Source organism: Micromonospora sp. URMC 107, assembly GCF_051386315.1.
In the GTDB taxonomy this organism is placed as follows: domain Bacteria; phylum Actinomycetota; class Actinomycetes; order Mycobacteriales; family Micromonosporaceae; genus Micromonospora.
The window spans coordinates 13,527-34,807 of record NZ_JBPQTK010000059.1 but is presented as its reverse complement, the minus strand read 5'-3'; the positions used below and the strand labels follow the sequence as shown (position 1 = coordinate 34,807).

General features: G+C 72.0%; 23 protein-coding genes and 1 tRNA gene. 10 read left to right on the top strand and 14 right to left on the bottom strand.

The genetic code is table 11. The features are described 5' to 3' along the window. The coding region (gene ssb, locus ACSNN9_RS15745; protein ID WP_436673922.1) for a single-stranded DNA-binding protein at nucleotides 1–508 on the bottom strand (508 nt) is incomplete at its 3' end. A 362-nt stretch (nucleotides 509–870) separates the two neighbouring features. Here ssb and ACSNN9_RS15740 point away from each other — a divergent pair. Both ACSNN9_RS15740 and ACSNN9_RS15735 read left to right on the top strand, forming a co-directional pair. Then, nucleotides 871–1,287, top strand: coding sequence for an HPF/RaiA family ribosome-associated protein (locus ACSNN9_RS15740; RefSeq protein ID WP_436673920.1), 417 nt, complete (start codon nucleotides 871–873; stop codon nucleotides 1,285–1,287). A 100-nt stretch (nucleotides 1,288–1,387) separates the two neighbouring features. Continuing rightward, nucleotides 1,388–2,425 carry an alpha/beta hydrolase gene (locus ACSNN9_RS15735; RefSeq protein WP_436673918.1) on the top strand — a complete coding sequence of 346 codons (1,038 nt, stop codon included), beginning with the start codon at nucleotides 1,388–1,390 and terminating at the stop codon, nucleotides 2,423–2,425. Between the two features lie 35 nt (nucleotides 2,426–2,460). On the opposite strand, the gene ACSNN9_RS15730 is transcribed toward ACSNN9_RS15735, so the two are convergent. Further along, nucleotides 2,461–3,162 carry a hypothetical protein gene (locus tag ACSNN9_RS15730; protein WP_436673917.1) on the bottom strand — a complete coding sequence of 234 codons (702 nt, stop codon included), beginning with the start codon at nucleotides 3,160–3,162 and terminating at the stop codon, nucleotides 2,461–2,463. A gap of 165 nt (nucleotides 3,163–3,327) precedes the next feature. On the opposite strand from ACSNN9_RS15730, the gene ACSNN9_RS15725 reads away from it, so the two are divergent. Then, nucleotides 3,328–3,403: transfer RNA gene (locus ACSNN9_RS15725), tRNA-Arg, on the top strand. Nucleotides 3,404–3,483: 80 nt separating this feature from the next. Here ACSNN9_RS15725 and ACSNN9_RS15720 read toward each other — a convergent pair. From ACSNN9_RS15720 to ACSNN9_RS15670, 11 genes are all read right to left on the bottom strand, one after another. Next, nucleotides 3,484–4,620 (bottom strand): tyrosine-type recombinase/integrase, encoded by a 1,137-nt coding sequence (locus ACSNN9_RS15720; protein ID WP_436673916.1) that lies wholly within the window; start codon nucleotides 4,618–4,620, stop codon nucleotides 3,484–3,486. Continuing rightward, complete coding sequence (locus ACSNN9_RS15715) at nucleotides 4,617–4,799, bottom strand: helix-turn-helix domain-containing protein (RefSeq protein ID WP_088998763.1); 183 nt, start codon at nucleotides 4,797–4,799, stop codon at nucleotides 4,617–4,619. The genes ACSNN9_RS15720 and ACSNN9_RS15715 overlap by 4 nt, the downstream gene beginning before the upstream one ends. Then, nucleotides 4,796–6,523 carry a replication initiator gene (locus ACSNN9_RS15710; protein ID WP_436673914.1) on the bottom strand — a complete coding sequence of 576 codons (1,728 nt, stop codon included), beginning with the start codon at nucleotides 6,521–6,523 and terminating at the stop codon, nucleotides 4,796–4,798. Before ACSNN9_RS15710 ends, ACSNN9_RS15715 begins: the two co-directional genes overlap by 4 nt. Then, nucleotides 6,520–7,269, bottom strand: coding sequence for a DUF2637 domain-containing protein (locus ACSNN9_RS15705; protein WP_436673912.1), 750 nt, complete (start codon nucleotides 7,267–7,269; stop codon nucleotides 6,520–6,522). The genes ACSNN9_RS15710 and ACSNN9_RS15705 overlap by 4 nt, the downstream gene beginning before the upstream one ends. After that, nucleotides 7,266–8,696, bottom strand: a complete 1,431-nt coding sequence (locus ACSNN9_RS15700) for an FtsK/SpoIIIE domain-containing protein (protein ID WP_436673911.1) — start codon at nucleotides 8,694–8,696, stop codon at nucleotides 7,266–7,268. The genes ACSNN9_RS15705 and ACSNN9_RS15700 overlap by 4 nt, the downstream gene beginning before the upstream one ends. Nucleotides 8,697–8,699: 3 nt before the next feature. Continuing rightward, nucleotides 8,700–9,158, bottom strand: a complete 459-nt coding sequence (locus tag ACSNN9_RS15695; RefSeq protein WP_436673909.1) for a hypothetical protein — start codon at nucleotides 9,156–9,158, stop codon at nucleotides 8,700–8,702. A gap of 89 nt (nucleotides 9,159–9,247) precedes the next feature. Next, entirely contained in the window at nucleotides 9,248–9,676 is a 429-nt protein-coding gene (locus tag ACSNN9_RS15690) for a hypothetical protein (RefSeq protein ID WP_436673908.1), read from the bottom strand. 138 nt (nucleotides 9,677–9,814) lie between these two features. Then, nucleotides 9,815–11,020, bottom strand: a complete 1,206-nt coding sequence (locus ACSNN9_RS15685) for an MFS transporter (RefSeq protein ID WP_436673907.1) — start codon at nucleotides 11,018–11,020, stop codon at nucleotides 9,815–9,817. A 20-nt stretch (nucleotides 11,021–11,040) separates the two neighbouring features. Further along, nucleotides 11,041–11,256, bottom strand: coding sequence for a DUF397 domain-containing protein (locus tag ACSNN9_RS15680; RefSeq protein ID WP_436673905.1), 216 nt, complete (start codon nucleotides 11,254–11,256; stop codon nucleotides 11,041–11,043). Beyond that, complete coding sequence (locus ACSNN9_RS15675) at nucleotides 11,256–12,128, bottom strand: helix-turn-helix domain-containing protein (protein ID WP_436673904.1); 873 nt, start codon at nucleotides 12,126–12,128, stop codon at nucleotides 11,256–11,258. The genes ACSNN9_RS15680 and ACSNN9_RS15675 overlap by 1 nt, the downstream gene beginning before the upstream one ends. Nucleotides 12,129–12,280: 152 nt before the next feature. After that, the gene (locus ACSNN9_RS15670) at nucleotides 12,281–12,814 is read right to left on the bottom strand and encodes an excalibur calcium-binding domain-containing protein (protein ID WP_436673903.1); all 534 of its coding nucleotides are present in this window, start codon (nucleotides 12,812–12,814) and stop codon (nucleotides 12,281–12,283) included. Nucleotides 12,815–13,297: 483 nt separating this feature from the next. On the opposite strand from ACSNN9_RS15670, the gene ACSNN9_RS15665 reads away from it, so the two are divergent. Next, complete coding sequence (locus tag ACSNN9_RS15665; protein ID WP_436673901.1) at nucleotides 13,298–13,843, top strand: hypothetical protein; 546 nt, start codon at nucleotides 13,298–13,300, stop codon at nucleotides 13,841–13,843. Nucleotides 13,844–14,502: 659 nt separating this feature from the next. Then, on the top strand, nucleotides 14,503–15,735 hold the full coding sequence (locus tag ACSNN9_RS15660; protein WP_436673900.1) for an RCC1 domain-containing protein: 1,233 nt from the start codon (nucleotides 14,503–14,505) through the stop codon (nucleotides 15,733–15,735). A 114-nt stretch (nucleotides 15,736–15,849) separates the two neighbouring features. Here ACSNN9_RS15660 and ACSNN9_RS15655 read toward each other — a convergent pair whose 3' ends face one another. Further along, complete coding sequence (locus ACSNN9_RS15655; protein WP_436673899.1) at nucleotides 15,850–16,464, bottom strand: hypothetical protein; 615 nt, start codon at nucleotides 16,462–16,464, stop codon at nucleotides 15,850–15,852. A 97-nt stretch (nucleotides 16,465–16,561) separates the two neighbouring features. On the opposite strand from ACSNN9_RS15655, the gene ACSNN9_RS15650 reads away from it, so the two are divergent. The 5 genes from ACSNN9_RS15650 (at nucleotide 16,562) to ACSNN9_RS15630 (ending at nucleotide 21,280) form a co-directional block, all read left to right on the top strand. Continuing rightward, nucleotides 16,562–17,119: a DinB family protein gene (locus ACSNN9_RS15650; RefSeq protein WP_436673897.1), complete on the top strand. Its 558-nt coding sequence runs from the start codon at nucleotides 16,562–16,564 to the stop codon at nucleotides 17,117–17,119. A gap of 85 nt (nucleotides 17,120–17,204) precedes the next feature. After that, entirely contained in the window at nucleotides 17,205–18,098 is an 894-nt protein-coding gene (locus tag ACSNN9_RS15645) for a septum formation family protein (RefSeq protein WP_436673895.1), read from the top strand. Nucleotides 18,099–18,250: 152 nt separating this feature from the next. Beyond that, nucleotides 18,251–19,429 carry a sensor histidine kinase gene (locus ACSNN9_RS15640; protein WP_436673894.1) on the top strand — a complete coding sequence of 393 codons (1,179 nt, stop codon included), beginning with the start codon at nucleotides 18,251–18,253 and terminating at the stop codon, nucleotides 19,427–19,429. Continuing rightward, on the top strand, nucleotides 19,419–20,594 hold the full coding sequence (locus ACSNN9_RS15635) for a hypothetical protein (protein ID WP_436673893.1): 1,176 nt from the start codon (nucleotides 19,419–19,421) through the stop codon (nucleotides 20,592–20,594). Before ACSNN9_RS15640 ends, ACSNN9_RS15635 begins: the two co-directional genes overlap by 11 nt. Then, nucleotides 20,567–21,280, top strand: a complete 714-nt coding sequence (locus ACSNN9_RS15630) for a response regulator transcription factor (RefSeq protein ID WP_436673892.1) — start codon at nucleotides 20,567–20,569, stop codon at nucleotides 21,278–21,280. The genes ACSNN9_RS15635 and ACSNN9_RS15630 overlap by 28 nt, the downstream gene beginning before the upstream one ends. Nucleotide 21,281: the final 1 nt, after the last annotated feature.

Sequence of the window (21,281 nt, the reverse complement as noted above, 5' to 3'; positions counted from 1 at the left end):
CGCCGAAGTCGGGCTCGAAGTCGTCGTCGAGCGGGCGGCGGTCCGGCAGGACGGGGGCCTCCCCGTCCGGCACCGGCTCGGTCGCCTCGCCGTGCACCCGGTGCTCGGCCTCGGCGTCCTCGATGGTGCTGGTCGTCATCGTCGGCCGGTTGCGCCGGAACCGGCTGTGGCCCCGGGACAGGTCGTGGCCGACGGCGACCGCCTCCAGCTCGTAGAGCGAGCGGTGGTTGCCCGCGTCGTCCGTCCAGTCGCGGGTGTAGAGCCGGCCGCAGACCACCACCGGGTCGCCGACCATCACCGAGGCGGCCACCCCCTCGGCGAGCTTGCGCCAGCAGTTGACCCGGACACGCAGGCTGTTGCCGTCGACCCAGCGCCCGCTGTCGCGGTCGAGCCGGCGGGCGGTCGAGGCGACCTTGAAGTTGGCCACCAGGGTGTTGCTCTGGGTGGTGCGACGCCACTCCGGCGCGGTCAGCACGTTGCCCACGATCGTGACGTAGGTGTCGAACATCGTCCCTCCAGGGGGAGATCGGGCTTGCCATCGCGAGTCGACTCGTGCCGAGCCTGGGCCCTCGGCCGGGGCGCCGCCAGCACCGCGCGCCGACCTGTGGACAACCGGGCCGCCTGTGGACAAGAACCTGATCAAGGTCCCGGTGTGCTAAGGCCGGGTGGCCCTGGGAAGCCCGCGCGACCGGCTCGATGATCATGTGGCCGGCCACCGCCACGGACGGGGGCGACACGTCACGTTCCGGACGGAGCGCCGCGGGGTATGGATTCGATCAACCGCACCGCCGACAGCACGACGAACGAGAGGTCAGCGATCATGAAGATGACCAGCACCGCAGCCGCCACCGTCTCGGGCGAGGCGCGGCGATGAGCGCCGTCGCCAACCCGGCCACCGTGGCGGAGTGCCTGCGGGTCGGCGCGGGTTTCTCCCAGGGCGACCGGAACTGGATCGCGGAGCAGTTCGCCACGCTCGACTCCCGGCTGGCCGGGTTCCACGCCGACGCCACCGAGCTGGAGGTGTCGGTCAAGGACCGCGAGGCCAAGGGTCAGAAGGTCACCCTGGAGTGCTGGATCGCCGGCCGCCAGAAGATCGTCACCACCTCCGCCGAGGAGGACCTGCACGCCGCGCTCAACGACGTCCGGGACGACCTGCGGCGGCGACTCAACGACGCGAAGACCAAGCAGGAGCCGCGGCACAACAAGCACCTGCGCGACGTGCCTCCGCCGGCCGCCGAGATCGAGCCCGACACCGACCCGGCCCGCGCCGAGGCGGAGACCGTCTGACACGTACGCCCGAGGCCCCGTCCGCCGGGTGCGGGCGGGCGGGGCCTCGGGCAGCGCCCAGAGCTACCGCCCGGTAGCTTCCCGGCGTACCGTCGGGGTCGTGGAACCGGACCTGCTGGGCCCGCCGTACGAGCGGCAGACGATCGACCTGGGCACCGACGACGAAGGGCCGGTGGTCGCCACCCTCGTGCGGCGCCGGGCCGACCGCTCGACGGGGCGGGCCGTGCTCTACGTGCACGGCTTCACCGACTACTTCTTCCAGAGCCACCTCGGCGACTTCTTCGCCGAGCGGGGTTGGGACTTCTACGCCCTGGACCTGCGCAAGTACGGGCGCAGCCTGCGGCCGCACCAGACGCCGAACTTCTGTCGCGACCTCAGCGACTACTTCCCGGAACTGGACGCCGCCGCGAGGATCATCCGCGAGGACGACGGGCACGACACGCTGCTCGCGATGGGCCACTCCACCGGCGGGCTGATCATGCCGCTCTGGGCGCACGCCCGCCGCGACGCCGGCATCATCGACGGGCTCTTCCTGAACAGCCCCTTCTTCGACATCAACGCCCCGTGGCTGGTGCGCCGCCCCCTCGCCGCCGCCGTCGGCCAACTGGGCCGGCGGGCGCCACGGCGGGTGCTGCCGTTCGGGCTGGGCACGGTCTACAGCGAGAGCCTCCACGCCGAGTACCACGGCGAGTGGACCTACGACCTGGCCTGGAAGCCGCTCACCGGGTTCCCGGTCCGGGCCGGCTGGCTCAACGCCGTCCGCACCGCCCAGCGGCAGCTCCGCGCCGGCCTGGACATCCAGGTGCCGGTGCTGCTCGCCTGCTCGACCCGCTCGTTCAAGGGCACGAAGTGGCACGAGTCGGCCGCCCTCGCCGACGCCGTCCTGGACGTCGAGCACATGGTCCGCTGGGCGCCCCGCCTCGGCCGCCACGTCACCGTGGCGCGCTTCGACGGCGGCATGCACGACCTCACGCTCTCCGGCCCCGCCGTACGCGAGAAGGTCTTCGCAGAGGTCGGACGCTGGGCCGACGCGTTCTTCGACGCCGGGCCGACGGTCCGCGCCGGGGAGCGCCCACCGGCGAGCCGGCAGCCGGCGGACGAGGCCGACCCGGCGCCCGCCCCCGCGCAGGCCGGCTGAGCGCCCACCGCCGGCCGCGCGCCGCGCCGCCGGCCTCACGCCCCGTCGACGGCCGCCCGGATACGGTCGAAGGTGGCCAGCGGGTGGCCGCCGTCGCGGGCCGGCAGGACCAGGCCCAGGCACCGCAGTCCCACCTCGCCGTCGTCGCCGGCCTGCACGCCGAACACCGGCGCCCCCACGTAGCCCGGCGGCAACTCCGCCATGAGCCGGACGCCCCCGCCCACGCGCGCCACCCGCTCGATCGCCACCTCCAGCGGCCGGGCGCCGCCCGCGCCGACACCGTGGGCGAGCACGACGGCCGAGCCGGGCCCCGCGCCGATCCGGGCGATCGCGTCCCGGTCGGCCGCGATCGCATCCGGCACCTGCTGGGTACGCCACCGCCAGCCCTCCCCGGCGGCGTGCTCGTGCAACCCGGTGGTGGGCATGACGGCGACACCGGGATCCTCGTGGTGCCGCCACCGGTCGGCGAGGTCGGACAGGGCCACGGCGTCGGCGGCGGCCCCGGCCGGCTCGGTCACGCTCGCCCGCAGCCCGATCTCCCCCGCCCCGGCGTGGGTGAGCGCGTCGGCGGTCAGCAGGTGTTCCCGCCCCTGCCAGGTGAAGAGGAACGCGGTGCCCTCGCCCCGGTCGCCGTCCGCCGCCCCGGCGTCGGTTTGGCGGATGGGCAGGATCGCGCGGCCGAGGAGCTGGCACAGCTCGTACGCGACGTCGTTCTCGGTGTCCGGGTCAAGCAGCACCAGCCGAGGGTACGACCCGACGGTCCCGGGGCCGCGCGGACGCCGGAACCCGGGTGACCGACGCCGGGGGCGCGTGCGACCCTGATCCGCGACGTGGCACGCGACCACCCGATCCACCGGTCACCCGGTGAGCGGCGGTACCCTTCTCGCGCGACACGCACGCGCGCGCCCGTAGCTCAGCGGATAGAGCAGGGGACTTCTAATCCCAAGGCCGCAGGTTCGAATCCTGCCGGGCGCACCACTCACACCGCAGGCCAGCGGCTTCCCGCTCCCGGTCGAGACGATCACCACGGCCCCCGTACAGCCATTCGTACAGCCAAGTCATCCGAAGAGGTGCTTCGCGGCCTCGTCCACGGCGGCCCGCTCGATCTCGGGCAGGACGTGGGCGTAGGTGTTCATGGTCAACCCGATCTGGCTGTGCCCGAGCACCTTCATCACGGTCCGGGGCGAGGCACCGGAGACGAGCAGGAACGTCGCGCAGGCGTGCCGTAGGTCATGCAGCCGCAGCCAGTCGAGGCCGGCCGCCGCCCGGATCTTGTGCCACGTCCGGTCGATGTGGTCCGGGTCCATCGGCGTACCGACCTTGGACGGGAAGACCAGGCCGTGATCCTGCCACCGCTCCCCCGCCGCCAACCGATCCGCGGCTTGCTGCCGGCGATGCGCGCGGAAGAGGGCGACGGTCTGCGCCGGCACCGGAACCGTCCGCCGGGACCGCTCCGTCTTGGGTGCCACGAGTTGCAACCGGCCGTCGGCACGCTGGACGGTTTGCCGAACGGCCAGGGTGCCGGCATCGAAGTCGATGTCCGACCAGGCAAGCCCGAGCAGTTCCCCGCGACGGAGCCCGACCGTCAGGGCACAGACGTACAGCGCCTCTAGTCGGTGACCCCGCAGTACATCGAGCAGGCGCTTGGCCTCATCCACGCCCAGGGCGCGGCGCTCGACCTGACGCATCGCGGGCGGACGGACCGACTTCGCGGCGTTGCGGTGCACCAGCTCCTCCCGCTCCGCGTCACCGAGCGAATTCCGGATCAAACCGTGGATGTGGCGGACCGTCGTTGCCGAGAGACCGGAGTCTGTCTTCTCAGCCAACAGCCGGCGGATGACGGTCGGAGTCAGCTTGTCGAGCGCCAGCCGGCCAAGGGCCGGACGGACATGGTTCTCGATGAGCTTCCGATAGCCCTGCAAAGTCGACGGTCGGGTCCCGTCGCGCTCCTTCATCCGCAGCCACTCGTCCAGCCACTCCCCCACGGTGCGGGGCGCAGCAGCAAGGTTCTGCCCCTGCTCCTGGCGGCGGCGAAGGTCGGCCAACTTGCCGAGCACCTCCCGCTCCGTCTTGCCGTAGACCCACTTGCGGGACCGCTTGCCCTCACCCCAGCCCACTTCGAGTACAGCCGCGAAGCCGTCCCGATACTTGAAGACCGATCCCTCACCGTGGGACCGACGCCGCTTGCCGCTCATGCCGCAAACTCCTCGGTTGCCGAAAGAAGCTCCTCGATCGCGGCGACCGGGATCAGGCGAGCCCGCCCGAGCTTCACCGACCGCAGCCGACCCGAGCGCATCAGGACGTAGACGGTGTCCCGACAGACGCCGAGCAGGGCCGCAGCCTCAGCCGGCCGGACGCTCTTCTTCTCGCTCATGCTCTGGCCCCTTCCTGCTCTGGCGACTGACGTGAGGTGACTGCCGAAACACTGGGCGGGTCGGCGGCGCGTCTTGCGGCGTCGAGCTGGGCGCGCCATTGGATCCGCTCGGAGATCGCCCGCAGGACCCGGTGGCCCAGCGGCGCAACGTCCGGATCAGTTGGCCGGGCGAGTTCCCAGGCGTGGCGTTGTTCGCCGCCGGGCGGGGCGGTGTCGGCGTCGGTGGTGACGCCGAGCAGTGCCTTGACCCATTCCTTGCGGTCGGCGCGGTGGTCGGAGAGGGTCTTTCCCGACCACTGTCGGGAGATGAGGACGCGCCGGCCGCCGATGCCGAGGGTGTCGCGCTTGTGGACCTTGTTTTTGCAGTTGCCCGGCTTCAACCCGGGCCGCGCCTTCTTCGGCTGGATGCCGTAGAGCAGCCAGTTGGCGCACCGCTCGGAACAGGGCGTGTGGCGCAGCTCGGCCCAGAGCCGTTCCAGGTGGGCGCGTTGCCGGCCGGTGGTGACCTGGTGGCAGTCGGCGGCCTGTTTGGTCAGGTACTTGGTGATGTAGCCGACGCACCGGTCAGCGTCTTTGGTGCCGGCGAGGACGCCCTTGGCGTCGACCTGCACGCCGAACCGCACGACGTGTACGGGTTCGGCGTCGGGGTCGGCGTCGAGGAGGTCCAGGGCGTCATCCCACGACGGCAGCAGCTCCCCGCTGTCCGGGTCGACGTACCCGCCCGCGTCCGGGTTCCACTGCGGCGCGTTGCCTGGTTCGTAGACGCGGACGTCGACGGGGGGCCACCACACCTGGTGGTAGGTGGCGGCGGCAACCTGGCGGACCAGCGCCCGGGGGATGGTGCCCCGGATAGCGAAGTGCGCGTGCGGGGCGAGGCGGCGTTGTGGTTCGACGGCTCCGGCGTACTGGACGTTCCAGCCGACCGCGCGGCGTAGGTTCTGCCAGAACCTGTCGAGCAGGCGGGGGAAGTGCACGGCGTCCCAGGCGGCCCGCCGGTAGTCGTAGGCGTCCGGGTTGACCGGTGTCCCGTCGGAGTGGACGCGGCCGTAGGAACCGAGCGTGAGGGTCAGGAACATCGACGGCCGGAACACCACCCCAGCCCGACCCTCGTACGTGCGGCCCACGGTCCGGTTCTCCACGGGGAGGCGGGGAAGGTCGGGGGCGTCCTGCCGCCGCTTGGTGGAGCGCACCCGCCGCTTCCCGTCGCCGTCCTCCTGGTCCTCGGTGACGTGCGGGGGTGCGGGGCGACCGCGGAGCCCTTCGGTGGTGATCTGGCCTTCCAGCTCGCTGATTGCTTCGTCCAGGTCGGCGACCTGGTCCCACTGCGACGCCCGAGCCGCCTCATCCCGGGCGAACTCCAGGTGAGCGCGGACGACGATCAGGCCGCGTTGCGCTTCGGTGGCGGGTTCGGGTCCGGGGTCGGGCTCGTCGTCACGGTGCCAGCCCTCGCGGATCTGTTGCTGCCGCAGCCGGCGAGCTCGTTTCGCGCAGGCGGGGCACTTGGCTTCCTGGGTGGCGCCGCAGGGCATGTCCACGACTTCGGTCTGTCCGCTGTCGAGGTCGGTGCGACGCAAGCTGACGGGTCGGGTGCAGACGCCGTAGTCGGCGGCGAGATCGGCGACGACGTCGACGGAGCGGGGCATGAGCATGCGGGCGGCCCGGGAACCCGGCCTCGGAGCCGCCGAGGCGTCGGGGGTCAGGCTGAGCAGGGTCGGGGCGGTCATCGGGTCACCTCCCCGATCAGCGGGGTGCCGTTGCGGCGGACGAACGCGGCCGGCGGTACCGGAGCCAGCGGAACCGCGCGCGCCGGAACGGATTCGCGGACAGGGGCAGGGTTCGGGTCGATCGGAGCCGAGACGGCCGGGGCCGGTTGGTCGGCTGCTGGGGCCGGCGGCTCGACCGACGGGACGGGCGCGTTGGTGACCTGCTCGGGCACCTGGACAGGGTTGGGCTGCTCGACGGCGGGCGGTTGGTTCTTGGTGGCCAGGTCGTTGGCGGCGGCGAGGAGGGCGGCGGCTTCGGCTTCGATGGCGGCGAAGTCGGGTCGGATACGGCCGGCGACGAGTTCGACGCCGATGACGAGGACGACGACCAGGGCGAAGACCAGCCGCAGGCCGAGGCTGCCCGGGGAAGCGAAGTTGATGGTGGCCGACAGCAGTGCGGCGGCGGCGAACACGACCATCGCGCCGCGTTTGGCATCGCGGGCGATGCCGGAGGTACGCACGACGGTCAGCATCGACACCATGGCCGCGTCGAAGATCAGCGGCACCAGGTAGGCGAAGTAGCCGGCGTTCTGAGTCCACAGGTAGTGGGCCTGGTGCAGGTAGCTGGTCAGCAGCGCACCGAGCAGAACGAACCGGTTATAGCGCTTGATCGAGCCAATGGCCTTGAGCATGGTCGGCACGGCGTTACGGGCGTACTCGGCGGCGAACTGCTCGGTCACCGTCCCCGGTCCAGGAGCCGCGCTCATGCGGCACCGTCCAGAATCTCGCCGTCGATCACGCGCAGCCGCCCGTACGTCTGGGCCATGTCGCGAATCTCGTCATCGGCCAGGTAGGAGAAGCGGACCCGCATCGGGGTCGGGTCACCGTCGAGGACGACGAACCCCACACCCGGGAGGGACTTGGGGATGCGGTCACACAACGCGCCCCGGTCGCGCATGCCGTCACCGAGGACCAGGTCGACCTGCGCCGGCTCGGTCAGACGCAGACCGATACGGGTCGGGAACAGGTCCCGGAACGGCAGCACCTCCTTGCGGGGGTCCTGAATCGCCGCCACCACATGCACACCAACCGCCCGACCCTGCGAAAGGAGGATGGACAGGGCGGCCTTGATCCGGTCCTTCAACTGCCGGTCGGTCAGGTACGCGGTCAGGTTCGCCAGCTCATCGATGACCAGGACGATCAGCGGCTCATCCGGCGTGGGGGTGTGCTGGCGGGTCCTGCCCCGCAGCTTGCCCGCCCGCTCCCGCGCCACCGTGGCGGCTTCCTCGATCAGCTCGCACATGGCGGCGTAGTCCTTGCAGGCGAAGCGGGCGAACATCGGTGCCCCGATCCCGAGTTCCATGCCGCCCTTGGGGTCGAGGCCCCAGACCTGCACCAGGCCGGAGGTGATCCCGGCGGCGAGGGATCGGACGATGGACCAGATGACCGAGCCCTTTCCCGCACCCGTCGCACCCACCACCAACACCTGAGTGCCGAACAGGCGCAGCGGGTAGCCGTCGCCGTCTTCCTGCCGGCCCACTGGCAGGGCGGTGAACTCCGGCACTGCCGGCACCGGCAGCGGGCGGACGAGCTTGGCGAGGGGGTCGCCGCGGTAGAGGTGCAGCAGCACCACATCGGGCCGAGGGCCGGGGACGGCCTTGACCTGTCGGACACCGAAGGTGTGGGCGAGGCGTTCGGCGACCTTCGCGAAGTCGTCGGGGATCTGGCCGGTGACCATCCGTACCGTCACCACATCCACCCCCGCGCCACAGCGCACCCGGCGCAGGACGGGCAGGACGGTGTGGGAGTCGAAGGCGACCGCCAGGCGGGCGGTGACCATCGCGGCGTGCCAGTTGCGCCGGTACGACCACCGCCGGAAGCGGGCCAGAGCCGGGTACCAGCCGAACCGCAGGAACGACGAGCGGTGCCCGTACCACCAGCCGGCAGCCGTCGACCCGATCCCGCTGAGGGTCAGGGCGGGGCCGGCCCAGCCGTAGCGCAGGTAGAGCCAGGTCAGACCGGCGGTGGGGGCGGTGACGTACCAGTACCGGCCCGCCAACACGGTCATGCGGGCCACCGCCTTGACGCCCCACCAGGAGACGGCCAGCCACAGCGGGATACGGATGATCGGGGTTCGCAGGTTCAGGGGGGCTTCCTCGATCCGGTCACCCCGGATCACGTTCACCAACGGCACCGCTCAGCCCTCCATTTTCGCGGCGGTGAACAGGGAGCCCTGCCCCGGCTGACCCGGACGGCGCCGCACCACCCGACGACGCGCAATCGGACGAGCCGGCATCAGCGCGGCCAGGTCGACCGGGCCGGAGTCCGGGGCGGGGACGTGACGGGTCATGGTTGGCAGCCACCGACCCCGCCCGAGAACGGCCCGCAGGTCGACCCGGTCGGCCACGTGTGGGGCGATCAGGTCGGGGTCGAGGTGACGCAGCTTCACCACGGTCCGGGCGAGGGCGGCAGCGGCGGCGGCGATCTCCACCAGGGCCGCGACGCGGACGGCGTCGGCGGGAATCGTGGTGTACACCTCGCGGGCGGCCCGGATACCGGGACCGGCGAGGCGCATCACGGTGCGGCGGTGGGTCTTGCGGTTCGGGGCGAGGCGCGGGTTCCCGACAATGCGGGCGGCGTTCGATACCGTGGGCATTAGCCCAACTCCTTCCAGGAGGTTGCGGGTGAGGCGCGGGGCGGGAGTCGACTTGGCGGAAGAGGCCCGCCCCGCGCATCCAGATCTGGTCAGGCCGCCTGCTTGATCGCGGCGGGTTCGGTCACGGCGCTGGCGCGGATCGACCACGCCTGACGCGCCCGGCACTTGTGCGCGTTGCCCTTGCACCGCTGGCTGTCGACGTACGGCGTCAACGTCACGTCGGAGAACTCGACCGCCGGCGGGTAGCCGGGGATCTTCGACGCCGGCGGCACCGGCTGCACCGCAGCCGCGATCTTCACCTTGACCTCCTTCGACCCGCCGAACTTGCCGGCCTCCGGGTCGAGGTCCAGGACCTTGACCACCCACAGCCGCTCGCCCGTGTCCTTGTCACGCGCCTGGTCGTCGCCCTGGCCGCGCTTGTCGAAGTCCGTCACCGGCTCCACCCCGAGGCACAACGCCCCGTGCGGGAACACGTACTCGAACGGAACCGGAACCTTGATCGTGTTCGGGACAGCCATGCCCCTACCTCCTTCGATCTCGCGATCGGCGACCTGCCGCCCGCATGTCTTATGCACATCTGCATAAGACCACTGAGGACAGTATGCACGCGTGCATAAGGCGGGGCAAGCGTTTCTGTCGATTCGACAGGGAAGCGCCTAGCGGGCGGGACGCAGCGCCACGAAGGCCAGCGAGGCGAGAGCGAGCAAGCCTGCTGCGGCAATGAAGGGAGCGCGGAGGCCGCCAGCATTGGCGGCAACGCCGCCGAGGACAGACCCGAGAGCCGCGGAGCCAATGCCGAAGAGGCGGGTGGAGGATACGACGCGGCCGAGCATTTCGTCGGGCGTGTGCAGCTGGCGGGTGGAGCCGCCGACGACGCTGCCTGTTGTCGAAGCGATGCCAACGAACAGCAACGCGAGACCAGCAACCCACGGGTTGCCAGCCAGCAGTACGACAACCCAGGCGGCGGCTTGCACCCCGAGAGTGACCGCGTACGTGGAGCGCGCCGTGAGGACGGCGGAGATACGAGGCGCGATCCAGCCGCCGGCTATACCGCCAAGGGCGCCACTCGCGATCAACACACCGAATCCGACCGTGCCGAGGTTGAGCACGTCCTGGGCATAAAGCACCAGCGTCGCGAAGGCGACGTTATAACCAAGGTTGTAGGACGCCATCCCCAGCGTCACGGTTCGCAGTTCAGGATGCCGCACCAGGTGAGCCATGCCGGCTTTGATGGAGCGCAGCATCGGTGCATGCTCGACGGCAGGCTTCGCCGGGGGCGCGGGTAGCCGGCTTACGAGGGCTGCGGACAGCAGGAACGAGCCAGCATCAAGACCGAAGGGCAGGACCCGGGCGGCTGCGAACGCCGCCGCTCCGACCGGTGGGCCAGCGAGCGAACGCCCGAATGTGTCAATCGCCCACAGCCGGCCGTTGGCCTGCGAGAGTCGTTCCTTGTCACGGCCGACGATCGTCGGAATCACGGCTTGGGCCGCAGGATCGAAAAAGCAGGAGCCGACGCCGACGAGGAAGACCGCTACAGCGAGGCCGGCGATCGTGGCGTTGTCGCTCACGACCAGGAGGACGAAGGCGAGCAGCACTGCCGCCCGGCCAAGGTCGGAGGCGACCATGACGGTTCGCCTGTTCCATCGGTCGACCAGCGCGCCAGCAGGCAGGCCGACAAGGAGCCAGGCGGCGTAGCCGGCCGCCGACACCGAGGCCACCGCCAGCGGATCACGAGACAGCGCCGCCGCCATCAGTGGAGCAGCGGCCAAGAGCATGCCGTCCCCGGTGACCGAGACGCCGGTTGAGGCAAGCAGCAGGGCCAAGCCTCGCTTTGGTGACGCCTCGACAGGACGCTCGGTCACCGCAGACATGCAACCAACTTTCAGCGCTTCAATTCATCGAGCGTGAACTCGCCAAGGGCAGCGCCTTCCAGGAACGCCGACCACTCCCTCTCAGTGAAGGTCAGCATCGGCCCGGCACCAGCCTGCTTCGTGTCCCGAACACCGATCAGACCGTCGGCGTACGCGACCTCAACACACCCGCCACTGTCACTAGTGGAACTCTTGCGCCACTTGGCCTGGCTGAAGTCACGACTCATCACGGCCTCCCGTTAGTTGATCGAGGATGCTCTAGATCCTCAACGTAACGAGCCAGAGACGCAAGGTGTTCTATGGACTCGTCCGGCGACAGGGCATCGGCCGCGAGCGCGTCGAAGACGCCAGAGTAGGTCTCCACGTCGACGGGTGACGACAGGTAGAGATCGGCCGTCTGGGACTCCACGAACACGACGCGGGGACTGGACTCGGCACGGAAGTCGTACAGCGTGAACGGCACCACCGCCGAGGCTGTGCGATCCACCCCGAGCGGAATGATCCGCACAGTCACGTTGGGCAGCTCGGCGCGCGTGCGCAGATAGGTGAGTTGCGACAGGATCGCGTCACGACTTCCCGGCCAGGCGAGGAAGGCGCGAGCGTCCAGAAGCGCAGAGTAGGCCGGAGCGTCATCCGAGAGGAGTACCGCTTGCCGGCTCATCCGCCGAGCGACGATCGCCTCCGGGTTGGGCCAACCACCGCTGCGGACGTAGGCCAGCGCGTATTCCGGCGACTGCAGCTGGCCCGGCACCATCAAGGGGTAGTACTGCTGGATGGACCGAACGCGTGTCTCGATCGCCGCAACTTCACCTTGACGGCGGACCACGCCCCCGGCCCTCACGAGCCACGCTCCGCCGATGCCCTCTTCATCGGCGGTCATGGCAAGCAGCTCGGCGCGGATTTCCTCCGGCACTCCGTAGTAGTGAAGCAGGGTGGCTAAGTCTCGTGTGCTCACCGCGATACGAGCATTCTCAATCCGCGACACCTTGGGCTGTGACCACCCAAGGGCAGTTGCCACCTCCTCACCAGAAACGCCCAGGCTCTCACGAATGCGCTTCAGTTCGGCCGCCACCCGCACCCGGTTGGCACTCTCAGCCATGAAGCACCTCCGTCATGCAGGCATGCATACCGACAACAGGCTGAGTCTAAGCGCTGCAAGTGCCAGGAGCGAGGACCGAAGTGGCTGGTCCCACCACACGCGGGAACGACGAAGCCCCAGCTCCTCTGGCCGGGGCTTCGTCATGTCGGAAGTCACTCGCAGGCGGTACCGTCGCCGTCGCGGTCCAACTTGCGGGAGTATCCGGGGTCGCCACGGTGCAGCGGCGCCGCCCCGGCCGCTCGTGCCTCCGAGCAGTTCGCGTAGTACACGTCGCTGGAGTCGCCGTCGGAAGAGTCGTCGGCGTAGTCCGGGTCGTCCTCCAGGTTGCAGGCGATGCCGTCGCCGTTGCGGTCCAGGGCCTTGCGGTACCCGGGCGAGCCCTTCGTGATCCTGTACAGGCCCGCATCGGCGACGGCGTCGCAGTCTGCGTAGTAGACGCTCGGCGACGGCTTCGGCTTCGGCGAGGCGGTGCGGGTGGGCGAGGGGGACGGGGCGAGCGAGGCGAGCTGCTGCGGGGCGGCGCTCGTCGCGGCTGGGGCACTCGTCGACAGGGCGGAGGAGTTGTCCTTCTCATCTTCGTCGCCGAACATGACGCCGCAGCACACGATGACGGCTACGACGCCGAGGGCCAGCCCGAGGAGGGCGGCTTTGGGATCGAGGGGCTTCTGGGGGCGGGAGGTTTTCACCCCCGGCAGTGTGCACCACCCATGCGGCAGCCCCGACCTGCGTGTCCGCACTCTGACAGCCAAGCGGGTGTCGCCGGCGAGACCCGGTGGATGCGACACCAGAGCAGCGCGAGCAGAGCAGCGCGAGCAGTTGCCGAATTCCGCTCTATTAGATCAAGGCGGCCCGCAAGCGGGCCGCGGCGGCCCGGCCCCGGCCTGCTGGCGACCTTCGGCCGGCCGGGCCGGCCGGCCACGCTGAGGGACGACAAGTTCTTGAAGACCTCGGGGCTCCGCCCCGAACCCCGGCCCTCCTCAGAGATGCTGCCGCGGATCACCTCGTCGGGCACCACAAGGGCTACCAGCCTCCCCGGACGGGGACAAGGTCGTACGTCCGGTAGGGCGCTCCACCTTGTCCCGGTCCGGGGAGACTGGTCGGTCGGTGACTGCCCGACGAGGAGATCCGCCAGTACCACCGAACGCCAACACTTGTCTTACTCTCAGCCCATGTCGCAGCAGGTATTTGGCCGCTTCGCTGTAGTCGGGGCGGTGCTGGTCGGTGTTCTGGCGCTGTGTGGCCTGGCCGTGCAGGACCTCAGCAAGACGGCCAACCCGGCAGAGGAAGAAGCCGAGTGCACAGAGAGCGATCACCGGTTGGCCGAGCAGCTGGCGAGTGATCCTGTACTGACCTCGCCTCCAGCCGGCACCACCCTTGATCGCATCGAGCAGTTCCCGTGCGGCGATGACAGCATGCCGTGGGCGCGGTACGTCACGGCGGACATCGGCTTGCAGCCGGGCACGTCGATGGACGCGGTTCTGGGCCACTACCGCACCTTTTTGACAGCGGGCCAGTGGAGAATCTCGCCGAAGCCAGGGGAATCGAACCTGTTCTGCGCGGACCGTGTGATCAACGGGCAGCAGATTCGTCTGCTTCTTCGGTATAAGCGGGCTATCCCGGGCTACCACACCTATGCCAATCTTCTGATTGAGATCAGCTTTCCGCCCGCTGGGGAGGAACGTCTGGACTGGCGCTGCTCCGATATTCGGGAGTGACCCAGCGCTGGCAGTCGATCTGTGCCCCGTGCCCCTTGCGTGCCCGATGGGGTGGGAGACGACGGCCAACGGCGGTCAGTCCCTGGACGTGGCAGCAGTGTGGTGAGGCCGGTCAAGCCAGGTTGCAGCCGTGCCACTTCCGGCCGTGTCCACACTTCCTAAACCGTGCGGCTGTACAGCCATCCGTACAGCCAAGACCTCCGCCAAGCGCCGACACCAACGGACGACGACGGACGGCTTGACCAGGGACGCGCCCAGCCCACCAGCCGTCCGCGATCTTCTTCTAATCCCAAGGCCGCAGGTTCGAATCCTGCCGGGCGCACCACTCACACCGCAGGCTTGATCTGCCACTCCTCGCCCTTCCTGCGATCTTTCTCGGAGCGCGCCTCGGATGGCGAGTTCGAGGTGGCGCCTGTGACAGCTGAGAGCGCGGATCCCCAGTGCCAGACAGCCAGGGGACCGAGGGGCCGCTTGACCGGCTCCGGCCACTGCCCCCGGGGAGCCGGGCGTCCCAGGGAGCGGCCGGTCGGCCGAGACGCGACTGAGACTGACGTGTATCAATGTATTGTTTCACCGATGTGAAGTGATGGGTCGCTGACGACCTGTCGAGGCAGCGCCGCCTCCGCCGCACGGAACGACGATGTCAAGGAGAACGGACCATGAAGGAACATCGAGAGGGGCGGCTACGGAGGCGATGGCGGCGGGCAGCCCGATCTGCCGTCGCGACAGCGGCCTCCGTGGGGATCGCCGTGCTGGCCATCGGGTTCTCGGCGGGTGCGGCCACGGCGAGCGTCAGCTCTGCCGACCGGGGCACGCCGAACGCCTCGCTCGCCGCCGGGCCGGTGTCCCGGGTCGCCGCAGGCGATCTGCACACCTGTGTGATCCGCACCGACGGAGCACTCTGGTGCTGGGGCAACAACTTCTACGGCCAGCTCGGCGACGGCACCACCACGCAACGGACCGCTCCGGTCCGGATCGGCGACGCCACCACCTGGGCGCGGATCGACGCCAGCATGAGCACCACCTGCGGGGTACGCACGGACGGATCGCTGTGGTGCTGGGGCAGCAACCACAACGGCCAGCTCGGCGACGGGACGACCACGAAACGGACCAGCCCCGTACGGATCGGCGACGGCACCACCTGGGCCAGCGTCAGCACCGCCGCCAATCACACCTGCGCCGTCCAGACCACCGGCACCCTGTGGTGCTGGGGCTCGAACCGCCACGGGCAGCTCGGCACCGGCGTGACCCCCTATCTGGCGACCGCTCCGGTGCAGGTCGGCACCGCGACCACCTGGGCGAGCGTCACGACCGGGTACGCGCACACCTGCGCCACCCGCGCCGACCGGACCCTGTGGTGCTGGGGCAGCAGTTCGGACGGGCAGCTCGGTCTCGGCATCCGGGACTACCGGGCGACCCCGACGCAGGTGGGCACCGCGACCACGTGGACCGGCGTGACGGCCGGGTACGTGCACACCTGCGCGGTCCGCGCCGACGGGACGCTGTGGTGCTGGGGCGAGAACGGGTACGGCCAGGTGGGCGGGGGCGTCGGCTTCCAGACCACCCCACTGCAGGTCGGCACCGCCACCACCTGGGCGAGGGTCGAGACGGGCATCGACTCGTCGTGCGCGACGCGCACCGACGGCAGCCTGTGGTGCTGGGGCAACAACGCGTCCGGGCAACTCGGCGACGGCACCACCACCCACCGGTCGACCCCGACCCGGGTCGGTAGCGCCACCACCTGGACGGACAGCCTCGCCGCGTCCTACCACGCCTGCGCGATGCGCACCGATGGCAGCCTGTGGTGCTGGGGCGACAACTCGTTCGGGCAGCTCGGCGACGGCACCACCACCCACCGGTCGACCCCGGCACAGGTGGCCCTGCCGGGCTGACCGCCACCGTGGACGAGCGGGGCCGTCGGCCCGTGCCGCTGCCGCGTCGGCGCTGGCGCGGACCGACGGCCCCGCGTCATCGGCCGGGAATCCCCCGGGAGCACCACCGACCGGTCAGCGCAGCCGGACGTCGAGGGTCGGGAAGTCGTACCAGGTCAGCTCGAAGGACAAGCCGCTCTCCGGCACCACCGGGAACACGCCCCAGCTCTCCACCCGCTCCCCCGGCGCGATGGTGAAGGACTCGTCGGGCCGCGTGGTGGTGCACCAGGTGGACTCGGGGCGCACGGTCCGGCCGTCCGGCAGGACGACCTCCGCGGACGTCCGGTCGACCTCGGGGGTCGGGCAGCTCACCGGCCACGGCACTGACGAGCCGTTGCGGTACGTCAGGTTCAGCCGCAGCTTGCCGCCGGTGGTCTCCGCGCTGACCAGCGTGACCGTCAGGCCCGACTGGCGGTAGACCGACTGGTCGAGCTGGTACGTCCGGCGCGCGGGCTGGGCCCCGGTCGGCGACGCGTCGGCTGCCGGGGCGCCCGTCGACGCGCCGGTCGGTGCGGAGCCCGTGGACGGGCCGCCGACGGCGCCGGTGGTGGCGTCCTGCGCGGACGGCGTCGGGTCGGCCGGGCCGGAGTCGCCCCGCTCGGCCAGGAACCAGCCGCCGAGGGTGCCGACCACGGCGAGGCACGCCGTCACGGCGATGACGGCGAGCAGGCCGGCGTACCTTTTCGTCACGGTGGGCTCCCGGCGGCGGCAAGAACGGCGATGGCGCGAAGGTAGCACCACGGTCCAATGTCGGCGGTGCGCCGCAGCCAGGGCGTAGCGTCGGGGCATGGACGTCGACTGGAACGGTGAGCTCCGCGAACAGCTCGACTGGCACTGGCGGGGGCAGGCCCGCCCGCGCCTCGACGGGCTGACCGACGCCGAATACCACTGGGAGCCCGTACCGGGTGCCTGGGGCGTCCGGCCGCGCGGGCGGAGCACCGCCCCGATGGCGCTCGGGCAGGGCGACCACCTGATCGACTTCGCGATGCCGCAGCCCGAGCCCGCGCCCGTCACCACGATCGCCTGGCGGCTCGGGCACCTCGTCGTGGGGGTGTTCGGCGCCCGCGTCGCCGCCCACTTCGGCGGTCCCCCGGTGGACTACGGCTCCTTCGCGTACGCCGGCACCGCCGACGCGGCGCTGGCGCAGCTCGACGAGGCGTACGACCGGTGGGTCGCCGGGGTGCGCGGCCTGGGCCGCGATGGCCTGGCCCGGCCGTGCGGCCCGGCGGAGGGGCCCTACGCGGACCGGTCGCTGGCGACGCTCGTGCTGCACGTCAACCGGGAGGCCATCCACCACCTCGCCGAGGTCGCGCTGCTGCGCGACCTGCACCTGCGCCTCGGCTGACCCCGCCGGGTGCCTGCGGGGCACCCGGGGCGGCCCCGGGTGCCATATGCTGCGCCGGTTGTCACGGGGGCACGGGGAGGACCACATGCGACGCTGGCTGGGCGTCACGGCTTCGGCCGCGCTGGTCGCGGCGGCGCTGAGCGGGTGCGGCACGCCGGCCGGCACGGACGGGGACCTGACCGACGACTGGCGGCCGGTGGCCGAGGCCCGGCAGTTCGCGCCGCAGGCCGGCGAGTGCCACGTGGTCGCCGAGCCGACCGCCTACCTCACCAGCCACCAGCCGGTCGACTGCGCGAAGGCGCACCTGGTCGAGACGTTCCACATCGGCACGTTCACCGGCGACCTGGCCGCCCGCCCGATCCCGCCCCGCGTCGGGTCGGCGGCGATGCGGTCCGCGTTCGCCGAGTGCGACGCCAAGGCCAAGGAGTTCGTCGGCGGCGAGTGGCGCGACGCCCGCCTGTCGGTGCAGGTGGCGCCCACGTCGCCGGCCGGCTGGACGGGCGGCAGCCGGTGGTACCGGTGCGACCTGTTCGAGCTCGACGCGGTGAGCGGCGCCAACGGCGACAACGACCGGCCTGTCAACCGGGCGGGCAGCCTGCGGGACGTGCTGAAGGCGGCCACCCCGCTGCGGTACGGCTGCGCCGAGGCGGACGAGTGGGGACACCTGCTGACGGTGGCCTGCACGAAGGTCCACCGCTACGAGTACGTCGGCGTCTGGACCGCCCCGGACGTGTCCTACGAGGACGCCACGAAGGACGAGAAGGCCGTCCACGCGAGGTGCCGGCCGGTCATCGCCCGCTACGCCAGGGTGCCGGTCGACGGCATGCTCCGCTACCGCACGGGCAGCACGTACCGCTTCCCGTCCGAGGAGGCGTGGGCGCGCGGCGACCGGGGGGTCCGCTGCTGGTACTGGTCGAGCGGGAAGAAGCTGACCCGGTCGATCGCCGGCGGCGGGACGAAGGCCCTGCCGATCAACTGACCGGGCCTCGCCACGAGGCTGACGGGCTGACGGACCGGCGACACGGCGCGCACCGAGGGTGATCACGGGCGGGTGCTCGTGCTATTCTCCGGCGTCGATCTCGCCGCGCGGACCCGATCGGGTCGTTGTCGCAGAAGGACGCCGCTTCCCCGATGCCGGCCGATGCCGCCCCGAGCACGTCGCCGACCACGCTGGACACTCCGGCCGGCGGCGCCTTCATCCTCATCTTCACCCGGACGCCGGCGCTGCTGCGGCTGACCTGCGGCCTGGTCGGGGCGGTGGTCGCCCTGTCGGTGCGCACCCCGCCCGTCGAGCCGGCGCTGCTGGTTCCGGCCGTGGCGGCGCTGACCGCCTGGTCGGTCTGGTACGCGGTCCGCGCGCTGCGGCACGGCATCGGCGGCGCGCTGGTGGTCGGCGACGTGGCCGCGACCACCGCCGCCTGCCTGGCGATGCCGGTGCTGGTGGCCCCGGAGGTGCTTCCCGGCGAGGTGAGCTGGATCGCGGTGCTGTCCAGCACCACGGTGATCAACGCGCAGTTGAGCGGCGCGGTCCGGTGGTCGGTCCCGGCGGGACTGCTGGTGACCGTCGCCTACGCGACCGGCGCGCACGCCGCCGGTCGGCCCGACGAGGCCGCCGCGCACGCGGCGACGCTGCTGGTGCAGACGGCCTGCGCCGCGCTGATGACCGCCATCATGCGGCGGCGGATCGACCGGGCCGACGACGCCTTCGTCGCGCACCAGCGGCTCACCCGGGAGGCGCTGGTCGCCCGGACCGCCCGCGAGGCGGAACGGCGGCAGAACCGGGACCTCCACGACACGGTGCTGGCCACGCTGACGATGGTCGGGCTGGGCGCGGTCGCCGGTCCGTCCGCCGCGCTGCGCGAGCGGTGTGCCGCCGACCTGCGTACCCTCACCGCGCTGGCCGACGCGCGGACGGCTCACGCCGGGGGGCGGGTGCCGCTGGACGAGCGGCTGCGGGCGGTGCGTGCCCGGCTGCCGGAGCTGCCGGTCACCACCGAGCTGGCGCCCTGCGCGGTGCCGGCGCCGGTGGCGGAGGCGCTCGCCGAGAGCGCGTACGCGGCACTGTCCAACGTGGCCCGGCACGCGCCCGGCGCGACCGCCGCCCTGCGGCTGGCCCGGGTCGACGGCACCGTCGTGGTCGAGGTCGCCGACGACGGTCCCGGTTTCGACCCGGCCGCCGTCCCGGCCCACCGGTACGGCCTGCGCGAGTCCGTACGCGGCCGGACGTCCGCGGTCGGTGGGCGCGCCGAGATCGACTCCCGGCCCGGCGCCGGCACCCGGATCCGGTTGGAGTGGTCCGGTGTCGACTGAGACGACGACCGCGTCGGCGCGGGCGGTGCCGGCAGCGAGTACGCCCGGTGGAGGCCCGCCCCCGGTGGACCCGGCGGCGGCCGTGGCCGCCGCCTCCGACGGCGGCGCCCGGATCGTGGCGGTGCTCATCGCGCTGGCCTGGCACGCGGCGATCGCGCTGCCCGCGGCACTGGCCGCGCGGGCGGAACTCGCCGCCCCGGCGGTGGTCCTGGCCGGCTGGCTGCTCGTGGCGGCGGTCGGGGTGCTGGCCGGCCTCCGGCTGCTGCGCGGCGCTCCCCTGCCGGCCTGGCCGCTGGCCGCGCTGCTGCTGGTGGTCGACCCGGTGGTCTTCGCCGCGGCCGGCGAGCGGCAGCTCTTCACCGCCGCGAACTGGGTGTGGGGCACCCTCGGCTGGTTCTTCGTGGTGGTGCTGTGGGGGCGGCGGGCGGCCGGGCTGCTCGCCGTGCTGGGCGCGCACTCGCTGATCGCGCTGGCGGGGGTGCTCGGTCACGGCGCGACCGCCCCCGCCGACCTGGCCCGGTACGCGATGTACGTCTACGCCACCGCGACGCTGCAGGTGGGGGTCTTCGTGGGCAGCACGGCGATCGCGCGGCTGGCCCGGCAGCGGGCCGGGGCGGCGGCCGCCGCCCACGCGGCGGAGGCCGAGCGGGACGCCGCCGAGCGGGCCCGGCGGGAGCGGCGCGCCCGCCTCACGCTGGTCAGCGGCGCCGCCGAGGAGGTGCTCGCGGAGCTGGCCGACGGCCGGGCCGACCCGACCGATCCGGACGTGCAGCGGCGGGCCGTGCTGGCCGCCGCCCGGCTGCGCCGGCTCATCGCCGAGTCCGACGACGTGCCCGACCCGTTGCTGCACGAGCTGCGGGCCGCCGCCGACCTGGCGGAGCGCAACGGGCTGCCGATCGACCTGGTGACGATCGGCGACCCGCCGCCGCTGCCGGTGCAGGTGCGCCGCCGGCTGGCCGAACCGCTCACCGCGCTCCTGGCCGACGCGCGGGGCTGGGCCCGGCTGACCGTGGTCGCCGGGCCCGACGAGGTGGTGGTCGGCCTGGTCACGCCCGACCGGGCCGGTCCCGACACCGCCGGGCCGCCGGGCGACGACGGGCGGGTGGAGTACCTCTACGAGCGGGACGGGGAGATCAGATGGGCGCAGACCCGGTGGCGGGGGTGACCGGCGGCCGGCCGGTCGGCGTGGCGATCGTGGACGACCACCCGGTCGTCATCGAGGGGATCCGCGTCTGGCTGGCCGTCGAGCCCCGGCTGCGGGTGCTGGCGACCGGCGACGACCCCGACGCCGTGCTGCGGGCCGCCCCCGACGCCGACGTGGTCCTGCTCGACCTGCGGCTGCACGGGCGGATGGCCCTGGACAAGCTCGCCGAGCTGAGCGCGTCCGGCCGGCGGGTGGTGGTCTACTCGGAGCACACCGACCCGCAGACGATGCTCGCCGCCCTGGACGCCGGGGCGGTCGCGTTCCTGGCCAAGCACGAGGGGCGGGAGCACTGCGTGGCCACCGTGCTGGCCGCCGCCAGCGACCGCCCGTACGTGCCGCCGGCGCTCGCCGGGGCGATCGTGGGTGACCCCCGCCCGGACCGGCCCGCCCTGTCCGACAAGGAACGCGAGGCGCTGCTGCTGTGGTTCCAGTCGATGTCGAAGGCGTCGGTGGCCCGTCGGATGCGGATCAGCGAGCACACCGTGAAGCAGTACGTCGACCGGGCGCGGATCAAGTACACCCGAGCGGGGCGCCCGGCCGCCACCAAGGCGGCGCTGCTCGCCCGGGCGATCGAGGACGGCCTAGTCCGGCCGGAGGAGATCGGCATCTACCGGTCACAGGCTTCCTACGACCGGCCGACCCCCTAAC

What these genes read in the sequence shown, in the direction of transcription:
- ACSNN9_RS15705 (WP_436673912.1), bottom strand. Translation starts at nt 7,269, where the DNA reads ATGAGCGCGGCTCCTGGACCGGGGACGGTGACCGAGCAGTTCGCCGCC.
- ACSNN9_RS15675 (WP_436673904.1), bottom strand. Translation starts at nt 12,128, where the DNA reads ATGGCTGAGAGTGCCAACCGGGTGCGGGTGGCGGCCGAACTGAAGCGC.
- ACSNN9_RS15740 (WP_436673920.1), top strand. Translation starts at nt 871, where the DNA reads ATGAGCGCCGTCGCCAACCCGGCCACCGTGGCGGAGTGCCTGCGGGTC.
- ACSNN9_RS15720 (WP_436673916.1), bottom strand. Translation starts at nt 4,620, where the DNA reads ATGAGCGGCAAGCGGCGTCGGTCCCACGGTGAGGGATCGGTCTTCAAG.
- ACSNN9_RS15630 (WP_436673892.1), top strand. Translation starts at nt 20,567, where the DNA reads ATGGGCGCAGACCCGGTGGCGGGGGTGACCGGCGGCCGGCCGGTCGGC.
- ACSNN9_RS15640 (WP_436673894.1), top strand. Translation starts at nt 18,251, where the DNA reads ATGCCGGCCGATGCCGCCCCGAGCACGTCGCCGACCACGCTGGACACT.
- ACSNN9_RS15715 (WP_088998763.1), bottom strand. Translation starts at nt 4,799, where the DNA reads ATGAGCGAGAAGAAGAGCGTCCGGCCGGCTGAGGCTGCGGCCCTGCTC.
- ACSNN9_RS15650 (WP_436673897.1), top strand. Translation starts at nt 16,562, where the DNA reads ATGGACGTCGACTGGAACGGTGAGCTCCGCGAACAGCTCGACTGGCAC.
- ACSNN9_RS15660 (WP_436673900.1), top strand. Translation starts at nt 14,503, where the DNA reads ATGAAGGAACATCGAGAGGGGCGGCTACGGAGGCGATGGCGGCGGGCA.
- ACSNN9_RS15695 (WP_436673909.1), bottom strand. Translation starts at nt 9,158, where the DNA reads ATGCCCACGGTATCGAACGCCGCCCGCATTGTCGGGAACCCGCGCCTC.
- ACSNN9_RS15710 (WP_436673914.1), bottom strand. Translation starts at nt 6,523, where the DNA reads ATGACCGCCCCGACCCTGCTCAGCCTGACCCCCGACGCCTCGGCGGCT.
- ACSNN9_RS15680 (WP_436673905.1), bottom strand. Translation starts at nt 11,256, where the DNA reads ATGAGTCGTGACTTCAGCCAGGCCAAGTGGCGCAAGAGTTCCACTAGT.
- ACSNN9_RS15665 (WP_436673901.1), top strand. Translation starts at nt 13,298, where the DNA reads ATGTCGCAGCAGGTATTTGGCCGCTTCGCTGTAGTCGGGGCGGTGCTG.
- ACSNN9_RS15645 (WP_436673895.1), top strand. Translation starts at nt 17,205, where the DNA reads ATGCGACGCTGGCTGGGCGTCACGGCTTCGGCCGCGCTGGTCGCGGCG.
- ACSNN9_RS15690 (WP_436673908.1), bottom strand. Translation starts at nt 9,676, where the DNA reads ATGGCTGTCCCGAACACGATCAAGGTTCCGGTTCCGTTCGAGTACGTG.